The organism is Ekhidna sp. (assembly GCF_040223195.1).
In the GTDB taxonomy this organism is placed as follows: domain Bacteria; phylum Bacteroidota; class Bacteroidia; order Cytophagales; family Cyclobacteriaceae; genus Ekhidna.
Map to the genome: position 1 here is coordinate 74095 of NZ_JAVKDX010000012.1, position 12064 is coordinate 86158.

Below are 12064 nucleotides of genomic sequence, written 5' to 3' on the forward strand. Positions count from 1 at the left end.
AAAGTCTCTTTAAAGGCTCCCTAAGGGAGCCTTTTTTATTTTCTTTTCCCTGGCTTATACCTTTCCTCTGCCCTGGCCTCTATATCTTCACGATAGAAGGCCGCCTCTTTGAACTCTCCTCGGGCATACATCTCCGCCTGATCATCAAAGTGTGGTGAGTTCGGGTCGCTGCTTTGTCCACCGGCCAAAATGGTTTTGGCTTTCACTTTATCACCAAACTCTACAGCCGCCACAAAGCTGTTGCCCCGGGTACCATAGATCTTATTCACCTCATGCTGACCTCTCATGCCATAGGCTGCCAGATGTCCCCACCATGCAGTGGTATACCCAACAGGGATACTTGGTGCACTGTCATCAAACGATGCATCAATAGCTCCCGACAGTCGCTGGAAGCGATTGATTTCTCCCCAAGGGATGATCCACGTTCCATATCGCTGATCCATTTCATCCATGGCAATTTTAAAAATGCGCAAACGCTCTGCTTCAGGTAGGTTCGTACCAAAATAATGGAACCGATCTATCCCCTGTAATCCCTCAGATGCCTCAGCATGCCTATGCAGGTTCATTCCATAGAAATGCGCCAGACTCATCGCCTTGGAATCTACACCAGTGGTAAAGTCCCAGACCTTTAGAATTTCCATCGCATCCCAAATGGTCTTGTCTTGATTGGAATTTTCGTATGCTGCTATCAATCCCGGGATTACCTTCTCAAACGCAGGAAGGTATGGATTATAGGCCAACGAAATCAGGCCATCCAGTGAGAGGTTATTCGCCTCGGATAGCAAACTAATCGCATTTACCCCTCTGAAATTCTCTGGAAAAGAGGCCATGTAATAAGGGTAATCTTCTGGTCTTGGACTATTCTCAGCAGCAGCTGTGAATGGTGTAGAGTTACAGTTCTGTATCCAGCCATTCGAAGGGTTTGTAACAATGATGGTCTCGTCCAATTCATGTAGTCCCTGCCAGTCAGTCGCCGGGTTACTCCCATCCACCGGCTGTGAATAATCGAACTGTACATCCCGCCTCGGGATAAAATTGCCGTGGTAATAGGCGATGTTACCTTCGGAATCAGCGAAGACTGTATTGTTGGATGAGTTGGTGCGAATGTTCATCATCTGGTGAAATTCTTCCAGATTTTTCTTTTTGGTGCGAGTATATGATTGTGTGAGTGCATCTACAGGCTTCCACATCAATGCAGTGGCGGTCCACTTGCCACCTTCTTCATGGGTGATCGGGCCGTGATGGGTACGATAAATAGGGAAGGTTTTCTCTTTCAATACATCCCCATCCCTGTATTTCAACTTCACCTCCCTGACCTCAAGCTTTCGCTCCTCCTCTCCATATTGATAATACAATCCATCATCTTTTTCGATGATCGTTTCCTGAAATTCGTCGATGATGTCCGTTCCGGTAGACGTGTGCATCCAGCCCGTATTTTCATTGAAGCCCTGGTACACAAAAAACTGACCCCAGGTCACAGCTCCGTAGGCATTCAATCCCTCTTCACTTACCATGTGTACTTCTCCACGGAAATAAAATGACGTATGCGGATTGATCAACAGCATGGCATTGCCGGATTCTGTCAGGTCACCTGAGATGGCAAAACCATTGGAGCCTTGAGGTTCCTGAACATAGTCTTGAGAATTAAGCAAAACTTGTGAGAATCCTCCCCCTTCACCCCCTCCAGAGGGGGACATACTTTCATAAAATGCTTGAATTTTTCTGGTAGAAATGCGCTCAATATCTCCTCCGATGGAACCTTCGGTAAAATACATGGTCATCCACGGCTCATACTTTTTGATGGCTTTCGGCTCTACTTCGGGATGGGTATGCAGGTAATAGTTGATGCCATCGGCCCAGGCTTTACACAGCTCCTTCAACCAATCCGGAGTTGAGGCATACGTTGATTTTGCTTCCTCCTCCGTCATGAACAGCCGCGCCCGCAGATCGCTGTAGAGTGCCTCTTCTCCTTCTGTCTCTGCCAGCCGACCAATGGCCCAGGTGAAGTTTCGCTCCACCCGACGGAAGTCATCCTCGCACTGCGCATAGAGCAGCCCAAAAACTGCATCCGCGTCGGTTTTGCCATAGATGTGAGGAACGCCAAAATCATCCCGTATGATGGTGACATTTTCGGCCCTGCTTTCCCATTTTTCTACCTGATCAGAGGTTTTCGGAGTGCAGGCAAAGGTGGTGAGAAGTAAAAGAATAAGAATTCGATTCATGGGTTAAATGGTTGAATTTTGATGGTTATCAAATATATCCAATCAGGATTAGTAAACCGATTACTTCGAGTAATCGGTTTACTTCCTATCTTTCCATTTATGTCTATCCAAACCATCAGCCTCTGGATCATGGCGATCCTTTACATCCTCGCCGGAATTAATCATTTTGTCATCCCTAGATTTTACGAAAAGATCATTCCGCCTTTTCTTGGAAACAAGAGGCTGATAAACTGGATCAGTGGCATAGCAGAAATCATTCTCGGAATCCTCCTTTTGATCCCGGCCTACACAGCAATAGCCGCATGGGGCGTAATCGCTTTACTGATTGCGGTGTTTCCGGCCAATATCTATCACTTCATGAAGGGTTGGCGAAAAAAGAAGATGGTTTGGGTGCTCGCACTCCGTCTTCCACTTCAGTTTGTACTTATCTGGTGGGCATATTCTTTCACCTAAAAAGCAACCTTTCGCGTAAATCCGAATCATTTCATCAGGTCGCAGGGTAAAACTGACCAATTAAATGTTCGTTTTCGAACTATCACCTTTTTAAAATAGGTTCTTAAACACCAAAAAATCAGTTAGTTATGCGCTGTGGCACGCTCTTGGTCTGATCAGAAACACTAACTCAAAAGACTTATGCTACGCAACTTCTTCAAAATCACCGTACGAAATTTTCTCAAGAACAAATCGTACGTATTCATCAATCTAACAGGAATGGGGCTATCGCTCGCCTGCTGCATCGTTGGCTACCTCAACTGGAAGTATGCCGCAGATTTTGACAAAAACCACGAAAATCATGAGCGGATCTACAAAGTCCATCTCAACAAAGACGTGCAGGGCAGGAATGTGCCTTACGGTATCACGCCTTTGCCTCTGGGTCACAATATCGAAGACAAGATCTCGGGTGTCACGCACTATTCACGCTATGTCTCCTCTGGACTGGTACTCAAAAAAGAACTGAAGGTTTTTAATCAGAATATCGGATTTGCTGAAGACGACTTCTTCGAGATGTTTACCTTCCCATTCAAATACGGTAACAAAAGTGCCTTTCTGGATCGGAGCAAAATCATCCTTAGCGAGAATGCGGCCAACAGTTACTTTGGAGAGAATGTAGACCCGACCGGGGAAATTATTACGATCATCACGGAAGAAGGAGATCAATATCCAATGACGGTGGGAGGGGTGCTTCAGGCCATCCCGCAAAACTCCTCGATTCACTTTAGCGCCATCTCGCATTTTGACAATTACCATAAGATTCGGGAAACAAACGATGCTGACTGGGGCTCATTTGTTTCTGCCACTTTCGTGATGACAGAATCAACAGGTTATCCTCAAAATCTGCTGGACGATGTGAACAGCAACTACATCGCCATCCAAAATGAAGCACGGGATGATTTTCAAATTTCATCCTATTACCTGGTGCAGCTGACAAACCTGGGTAAGGTTGCAGAGTCCATCCGATCCAACTGGCTGAGCGAGCCCCCTCCACCGCCAGCGATCATGGTGCCAATGATTATGGCTTCATTGATGTTGCTAATTGCATGTTTCAATTTCACGAATACAAGCATTGCTATCTCCAGCAAGCGACTGAAGGAAATAGGCATCCGGAAGGTGATGGGTAGTGATCGACGACAGCTGATCTTCCAGTTTATGGGAGAGAATTTGATTCTTTCATTCTTCTCCCTTCTGGTTGCATTGGGGGTTGCGTCATTTCTGGTACCGGCTTATAGCGCCATGTGGGATTTCATCAATCTGGAGCTAAACCTTTCATCCGACAGTGAAATCTACTTTTTTCTTATCGGATTGCTGGTCATTACCTCAATCATTGCAGGTGCTTATCCATCGCTTTATATCAGTGCATACCAGCCGGTAAATATCCTGAGAGGAAGCCTGACCCTCGGAGGCACCAACTGGTTTTCGAAAACGCTCCTTGGCTTTCAGTACATGCTGACCATCATTGCATTGATTTCCGCATTGGCATTCGCCAGTAATGCAGACTACCAGGCCAACTACGACCTGGGGTTTGATAAAGAAAACATTCTGGCCGTTCGGGTAGAAAACCAGTCGGAGTATGAGCGATACAGCAACCTGGTGAAGCAGATGCCAGAGGTGGAAGAAGTGGCAGGAACGACCCATCATGTGGGCTATTGGACCTATGGAAGGACGCTCCGTTCAGGTGAGACAGAGGTAGAGGCAGACATGATGAACTTTACCATTGAATATAAAGACCTCATGAACCTTCAGATAGCCGAAGGACGGTACTTCGACGCTGATACTTATGACTTTGAGCGGGAGAACTCGATCATTGTGAATGAAACACTGGCGAAGGAATTTGGCTGGGAAGACCCTGTGGGGCAAAGGATACAAATTGACGATAGTACACGCCTTACGGTAGTTGGTGTATTGGAAGACTTCTACATGTATGGCTTTTTTGACCCAGTGGAGCCTGCTGGTTTTCGGCTTGCTGGCAAGGATGAAATGAATTTCGTAGTGGCCAAAAGCAGCATGAGTCCGTTGGCTTTCCGGGAGGAAATGGAAGCCAAGTGGTATGAAATCGCTCCCAATACACCGTTTAATAGCCAATTTGTGGAGGAAGGCCTGGCAGGGATGGATATTGTGAACAAGAATATCAAGATCATGTTCCAGTTCCTGGGAGCGCTCGCACTTATCCTATCATCCATTGGGCTATACACCCTTGTTTCTTTGAACATCATTAAGCGCGTGAAAGAGATCGGTGTGAGAAAAGTACTGGGTGCCACCATCAACCAGATTTTGGTCATGATGAATGGGCAATTTTTCTGGCTGCTGCTGGTGTTTGCGCTAATTGGGTCATTACTTTCCTACTTTGCCATAGATGCTTTGATGGCATCCATTTTTGCAGTTTATCAGGCCATTAGTGTCTTCACGGTGCTGGTGCCATTTGTTCTACTCATGGTCATCGCTGTGTCCATTGCCTCAGCACGGATCCTGCGCACAGCCACCCGCAACCCGGCTACATCTCTAAGATACGAGTAAATTTTCGGCAATTAAGATCGAACCAAAGGGCAGAATCATCGATTCCTGCCCTTTTTTGGTTTTGCTAAGAATGAATCTGCCTATTTTTAGGATCGTATTATCAACTACCACTTATGAAACACTACCTAACCTGCCTGGTGGCCATGTATATGGCCTTTTCCCTTTCGGCCCAGGTCACACTGCGCGGCACTGTCACCGATGCGGGTAATAAAGGAATTGCTGGTGCAACCGTACAGATAGAAGGCACCTCTATTTCCGCCCTGACCGATGCAACCGGAGCATTCTCCATCCAACTGACCGACGGCTATGAAACACTGGTCATCTCAGCGGAGGGATTCAGCCCGCAGAAAATCTACCTAACCGGACACACGAGCCTCAACATCTCCATGAAATCCTCCTCGAAAGGAAATGTGGTGAATACGGGGATTGGGTCTCAGAGCAAAGATGAGCTCACAAGCAGTGTCTCCAGCATTTCCGCAGAGGATGTGAGCCCTGCCCCACTCATCAACCTGGAGCAAGCCAACCAAGGTGTAACAGCCGGACTTTTCGTCCAAAACTCCAGTGGTACACTTGGGCAACCAACTCAGGTGAGAATTAGGGGAGGTTCTTCACTATCCGCTTCGAACCAACCACTTTACGTAGTGGACGGAGTGCCTTTGACTTCCCAAAACCAATCGAACATCAACCCCAGCAATATTGCTTCGATTGAAATATTAAAGGATGCCTCTGCAACAGCAATCTATGGAACACGAGCTGCAAATGGTGTAATCATCATCACAACTAAAGATGGCGGATCCGGGAAAATGCAGGTGAATGTAGACTACCAGTTTGGCGTAAGCGAAACGCCCAAGAAACTGGACATCCAGAATGGGGACGAAAACCTGCTTCAAACGTTTGAGTACATCCTTCGAGGGTACGAAGACTTTGTGATAGAGGGGAGAGGTTATGAGGAAATTGACCTTATTGCCGATGGTCAGACGTATGATAACATAGATCGGGCTACATTGGAGGCCCTCTATAATTCAGGTGTGGACGAAGTAACTTTTGTATCTACTTTCTTCACTTCCGCTCCTCCAATTACTTTCAATATCCCTGGATTTTATAATCAACTCAGAGCAAGTGGAAGTACCAACTGGCAAAATGAAGTGTTCCGACAGGGAACTTCTCACAGGGCAAACGTGGATTTCCAGGGAGGAAGCGAGCAGCTAGGGTACTTTGCTTCAGCAGGCTACTCTACTCAGGAAGGAATACTAATTGGAAATAAATTCGACAGATTCAATGGGTCGCTTTCACTGGATAGCAAAATCACAGATAAGCTTTCGGCCAACCTCAACTTAAACTACATCTACACCAAGGATAATCGTCTTCCTGAAAATCAGGATTTGGGATTTCCTCTTCAAGCTATTGTGCTGCCAGCCTCAGACACCTATGATCCAAACAACAATTATCAAATTGATGTAAGGAGCCTGGAGTACAACCCACTGACGGAGGTGAATTATTCTTCCAATGTGGCAAGCAACAATAGTGTTCTGGGAGGCTTAGGCTTCACCTATCAGGTAAATGATAAGCTTTCCTTTGATGTGAATGGTGGAATTGATCTTGCCAAATACGAAACCGACCTTTTCCAGGGACCACAAACCCAGGAAGGTGCAGGCACAGGAAATGGGAGAACCAGGGTGAGTGATGAAAATGTAACCAACAAAATCTTTAATGGATGGGCTACCTACACGACGGATGTTTCCGGTAGCGACAAGCTCTCTGTCATTTTGGGAGGGTCTTATCAGGATTCCAAAGCCACCTTTACTTTTTCGGATAGCTTCTTCCCTCGCGATGCAGCCATTCCCGGAAGTGCTTTTGCATTCGTTTCCGCCTACACCCGAGTGAGCTATTCATTAGGCGATCAATTTGACTTTCAGGTGAGTGGACGAATGGATGGAAGCTCAAAATTCAGTGAAGCAAATCGATATGGCTTCTTCCCCGCTGTTTCAGCCGGTTGGAAATTGAACAATGCCCCATTCTTCAACGTAAGCACTGTTGATCTTTTAAAATTGAGGGCCAGCTACGGACTGGTGGGGAATACACCAACGGACGATTTCCTGTATCGTCAAAACTATTACCGTTCAACACGATATGGTGTAGAAGCTACGCTGGAGCCAGCCAACCTCGCCAATGAAAATTTGAAGTGGGAAACTACTTCTCAATTCAACGTAGGGCTGGACTTTGGGATCATGAACAGCCGAATCACGGGTTCATTTGACTATTACATTAAAACGACTTCTGACCTGTTGTTCCCGGTTCCGGTTTCCCTTACTTCAGGTTTCTCCACCATTTTCGACAACATAGGTGAGATGGAAAATAAGGGATTTGAAATCAACCTGAGCAGTACGAACGTTCAGACTTCCGATTTCTCATGGACTACCGACCTGAACCTGTCGTCCAACAAGAACACCATTACAGAGCTCAATAATCAACAAGCAATCGTAGGTGTAAATGCCTTCTTGGAAGGACAGTCAGCTGGGGTTTTCTACATGAAAAAATTTGTTGGAGTAGACCCTGATACAGGAAATGCTCTATATGCTCTGGATGAAGAAGGCGAGCTAACTACCGATAACTGGAGTGAAGCTCCTCGCATGGTGGTGGGTGATCCAAACCCGGACTTGTTCGGAGGTCTGACCAACTCGGTGGCTTACAAAAATTTCGAGTTTTCATTCATGTTCCAGTTTGTGATGGGAGTTGATCTCTACTTCCAAACCGGAGAGTTCTTATCAAACAGTGGAATTTTAAATCTGGGACAATCGCAGGATCAGGTGAATCGCTGGTATGCTCCCGGAGATGTCACAAATATTCCGAAGTTGGATCCAGCCAATAACTTCCCATTGTCGAGTAGTCGATGGCTGTCTAGCGGCGATTATGTGAGACTAAAGAATATCACTCTGACATATAATTTCCCGGAGAGTGTGCTAGGCAGCTTGGGAGGTCTTCGGAATATGAGCATTTATGTTTCGGCAACCAACCTACTCACTTTCACTGACTACATAGGCTATGATCCGGACGTCAGTTACTTTGATCCTTTGGACGGAATCATTGGCCAGAACATCAGCCGTGGTGTAGACAATTTCAATACCCCACAGCCAAGAATTATCATGACCGGAATCAAAATAGGACTATAAAATCAGAGAAGATGAAACTTACAACGATATATAAATCAATCATACTTTCGATCCCGGTGCTATTTATCCTGGGATGCAATGATCTGCTCGATGTGGAAGCTGAGAATTCACTGAGCGGAAATGTGTTTGTGACAGATCAAAACTTTGAAGATGCACTCAATGGAGCATATGTAAATCTCGGAGGAATCTATGATGGGGTAGACGGAGGAGAACTCTATGGGGGAGGGTTTCAACTAATGGGCACACTCCTGTCCAGGCAAAAGAATTCCCTTTTCTTCTGGCGCTCCAGCGAAGCTCCCAACTATCAGGACTTCATGGATAAAGATGTTTTGGATATCAATTTAACTGTGGAGTCCAACTGGAGACGGGCATATGAAACCATCAACATTGTCAATGGAATACTTACAAACATTTCCAACATCGACAATGCTGATTTACGGGAGCGGATAGAGGGTGAAGCACTCGCCATTCGCGGCATGATATACTTTGAATTAGTTCGCTTTTGGGCTCCTCAATATGAGGCCTCAACACTTAATAGCCCTGCAGTGCCAATCTTATTGGAGCCGGTCAATGATGTGAATGATCTGCCTGACCTGACACAAGCCACCGTCATCGATGTTTATACAAGAGCTATTACAGACCTGGAAGGTGCTGAAGCCTTGCTTGGTGGTGTCACTCTCGACAGAACCAGGATTAATGTTGATGTATGCCGGGCATTTCTTGCACGAATCGCCATGCAGCAAAATGACTTCAACACAGCACTTGGCTACCTCAATCAGGTTGTCCCTCAATATACGCTATCTGCAACTGCCATGGGAGCCTTCAATAACACGTCCATTTCAACAGAAGATGTTTTTGTTGTTCAGCAAAATAGCGAATCAACTTCTGGAAATATTGCCACCAGAACCGGCCTGACAGCACATCTTGGGTCTTTGCCAGACATTGGGTTCGCAGCGCTGAATATAAACTATGAGGTCTTGGGAAATAATGTAGAAAATAGCCCACTCTTCTATTCGGCTGATGATAGGTATACACTCCAAGACGACCTTGAGGTAACCTCCACCTCATCGGATATAGAGCCGACTGCCGCATATTACAATGATGTCATCAACACACTAGCAACCAGCACAGCGAAATTTAAACGGTCAGAAGCGAATATCCCAGTGATCAGGCTTGCTGAATTACTACTATCCCGGGCAGAAGCTGCCCTGGAAGATGGTGGTTTTGCATCACCCGTAACAGGCACACCTCTGGCTGATTTAAATGCGATAAGAACAAGGGCTGGATTGCCTGCGCTGCTTGACACACTCACTGCGGATGAATTCTATGACAGTTTGATCGTTGAAAGAAACCGGGAGTTAATATTCGAAGGGATATACTTCCACGATCTTAAAAGACTGGAAGCGAATGGAAGAAGAGTTTTCGGCATTTCTTTTCTGAGTCCACTAGATCCATCGCTCATCCTCCCCATCCCGCAAGCCGAATGCGACGCAAGTCCAGGTTTGTGTGATTAAGATTTAAGAGCTGATAATAAAGATCCCGGGCTCCTCCGGGATCTTTTTATGTCTGCTTTTTCTTCCAGTACCTCACCAGACCGGATACACTCATCCAGGATGGGTTGGCAGCTTCATATTTTTTGATCCCCTCCTCGGAAACCCCACGATCCCGAAGCTGACTGGCCGTATAGTCCATGAAAAGGGGGGTGATTTCCTCATTGCTGAGACCCTCCTCCCACCTGGCTTTTATCCACTGGGCCCAGTCAATCAAAATCCCCTTCAGCTCCTTCATGTGGATGTTGGGGTTGTGCTCCTCCCCATAATGAGTCAGCACCAACCGATTGGGGTTTTTCGAAAGCACCAGGTCAATGGAGTACATCCAATCTTCCAAGTTAATGTCTGGTGGTGGGCAGGGCGGCACCACCGGACCACCTTCTATTTTTACTCCTGCCACATCCCCCGTGAAAATGGCGTCTTTCCAGTGCCAGGCAAGATGATGTTTCGCATGCCCTGGAGTGTGCAATGCCCGAAAGCTCTGTCCGCCGATTTCCACCACCTCATCATGCTCCATGATCTTCAGGTTCTTTTTGGGGATGCCCTCCATCCTTCCCCAAAGGGAGTCCATCTGATCCCCGTAGATCATAGTAGCAGATGCCACCAGCTTGCTGGGGTCATGCATGTGATCGTAACCAAAAGGGTGCAAATAAACAGTGGCTCCAAGCTCAGCGAATGCCCAGGCCGCCCCTGCATGATCGAAGTGAATATGAGAAAGGAGTAGGTGCTTTATATCCTTCGGCTGGTAGCCAAGCTTATCCAGGCCCTTCTCCAGGCTTGGGAAGGTGCTGTATGGCCCAGACTCTATTAATACAGGGCCATCATTCGTTTCAATAAGGAATGCAGCAATGGCATGATCATAATTTTGAAAATGCAGGTCGATGGTCTGGTACATAGTTTTAATATTCAGTCATTAATGATTCATAGGGAATATTCATCTTCTCATGCAGGTTTCGGATCATGTTCAATGTGAGCTTCCGCTTTCTGGTGAGAACCTCTGAAACACGGCTCCTATAGCCAATGACCTGAGCAAGGTCTTTGTTCTTCATTCCAGATTGTTCCATCCTAAATTTTATCGCTTCTATGGGGTCAGGTGGATCAATTGGATGGTGCCTGTCTTCATAATCCTCGATCAGGATCACTAGTAGCTCTGCTTTCTCTCCTTCCTCTGAATTTTCCGGAGCATCAAATAAGCTCCCCAGTTGATCGAGTGCTTCCAAATATTCATTTTCTGTCTTAAGTACTTTCATAGTTATATATTTCCTACATCTACATTATCGTATTCTGAATGTGTCCCGATAAAGCGTACAAATACCCAGGAACGATCATAATTGATTTTAACAATTAGCCTGTAGCTATTTCCACATATGTTAAACACTACCCTGTTGTTTTTAAGAATACTTGCCTTGATGTATTGGTTCTTTACCTCATTTGGATTTTTCCAATCTGCTTTTGACGCTTCCCTGTACCAGGTTTTTAAAGCTTGCTCTGCGTCCTCGTGTCTGGCCCAAAAATCCCTCAGAATCTTTTTGGCAATTACCCTCATTCATCAAAGGTATCAAAAATTACCAAATTGGTAACAAATTATTTGATATGTCAAAAAAACTCATCTTTGCTCACTATGAACGAGTCGAAATACTTTCAGGATCATATGCCCGAAAACGTATGCTTTGGTTGCGGACACAATCACGAGGGTCTGCAAATTAAGAGCTATTTGGAGGGCGAGGAATCTGTGTGCCGGTGGTCATCGGAGGAGAAGTATCATGGGTGGAGCAACCTGATGAATGGTGGGATTATGGCTACCCTGATTGATTGTCACTGTATGGGTACAGCTATGGCGGATGCCTACCAGCGGGAAAATCGCTCCCTAGATACCGACCCGGAATATCGGTACGCCACAGGTACACTTACCGTAAGATACCTGAAACCTACACCCAACACGGAGGTGGAGCTTCGAGCCAGGGTGATTGAAGTGAAAGGAAGAAAAACCGTCTTAAAATGTGACTTCTACTCAGCAGAAGGGGAGAAAACAGCAGAGGCTGATGTTGTTGCCATCCGTGTTTTTGATAGCAGCGAAGGCAAGGAAACCGTTTTTAAAAGCTAATTTTAT

9 protein-coding genes are annotated in these 12064 nt (G+C 46.0%); 5 read left to right on the top strand and 4 right to left on the bottom strand.

The window, feature by feature from the left end; all coding sequences use genetic code 11:
* Positions 1-35: 35 nt before the first annotated feature.
* On the bottom strand, positions 36-2222 hold the full coding sequence (locus RLN88_RS05135) for an acylase (RefSeq protein ID WP_350220304.1): 2187 nt from the start codon (positions 2220-2222) through the stop codon (positions 36-38).
* Between the two features lie 99 nt (positions 2223-2321).
* Here RLN88_RS05135 and RLN88_RS05140 point away from each other — a divergent pair, with 99 nt between their 5' ends.
* The 4 genes from RLN88_RS05140 to RLN88_RS05155 all read left to right on the top strand — a co-directional run bounded on the left by RLN88_RS05140 (position 2322) and on the right by RLN88_RS05155 (position 9918).
* Positions 2322-2675 carry a DoxX family protein gene (locus RLN88_RS05140; protein ID WP_350220305.1) on the top strand — a complete coding sequence of 118 codons (354 nt, stop codon included), beginning with the start codon at positions 2322-2324 and terminating at the stop codon, positions 2673-2675.
* Positions 2676-2855: 180 nt separating this feature from the next.
* The gene (locus tag RLN88_RS05145; protein WP_350220306.1) at positions 2856-5234 is read left to right on the top strand and encodes an ABC transporter permease; all 2379 of its coding nucleotides are present in this window, start codon (positions 2856-2858) and stop codon (positions 5232-5234) included.
* A gap of 113 nt (positions 5235-5347) precedes the next feature.
* Complete coding sequence (locus tag RLN88_RS05150; RefSeq protein ID WP_350220307.1) at positions 5348-8404, top strand: SusC/RagA family TonB-linked outer membrane protein; 3057 nt, start codon at positions 5348-5350, stop codon at positions 8402-8404.
* Positions 8405-8415: 11 nt separating this feature from the next.
* Positions 8416-9918: a RagB/SusD family nutrient uptake outer membrane protein gene (locus RLN88_RS05155; RefSeq protein ID WP_350220308.1), complete on the top strand. Its 1503-nt coding sequence runs from the start codon at positions 8416-8418 to the stop codon at positions 9916-9918.
* A gap of 46 nt (positions 9919-9964) precedes the next feature.
* On the opposite strand, the gene RLN88_RS05160 is transcribed toward RLN88_RS05155, so the two are convergent.
* The 3 genes from RLN88_RS05160 to RLN88_RS05170 are packed head-to-tail and all read right to left on the bottom strand — an operon-like array spanning position 9965 to position 11500.
* Positions 9965-10849 carry an MBL fold metallo-hydrolase gene (locus RLN88_RS05160; protein ID WP_350220309.1) on the bottom strand — a complete coding sequence of 295 codons (885 nt, stop codon included), beginning with the start codon at positions 10847-10849 and terminating at the stop codon, positions 9965-9967.
* A 4-nt stretch (positions 10850-10853) separates the two neighbouring features.
* Positions 10854-11204, bottom strand: a complete 351-nt coding sequence (locus RLN88_RS05165; RefSeq protein ID WP_350220310.1) for a helix-turn-helix domain-containing protein — start codon at positions 11202-11204, stop codon at positions 10854-10856.
* A 2-nt stretch (positions 11205-11206) separates the two neighbouring features.
* Positions 11207-11500 (bottom strand): type II toxin-antitoxin system HigB family toxin, encoded by a 294-nt coding sequence (locus tag RLN88_RS05170; protein WP_350220311.1) that lies wholly within the window; start codon positions 11498-11500, stop codon positions 11207-11209.
* A 75-nt stretch (positions 11501-11575) separates the two neighbouring features.
* Between RLN88_RS05170 and RLN88_RS05175 the strand changes: the two genes are divergently transcribed.
* A complete protein-coding gene (locus tag RLN88_RS05175) occupies positions 11576-12058 on the top strand; it encodes a PaaI family thioesterase (RefSeq protein ID WP_350220312.1) in 483 nt (160 codons plus the stop codon).
* Positions 12059-12064 lie beyond the last annotated feature (6 nt).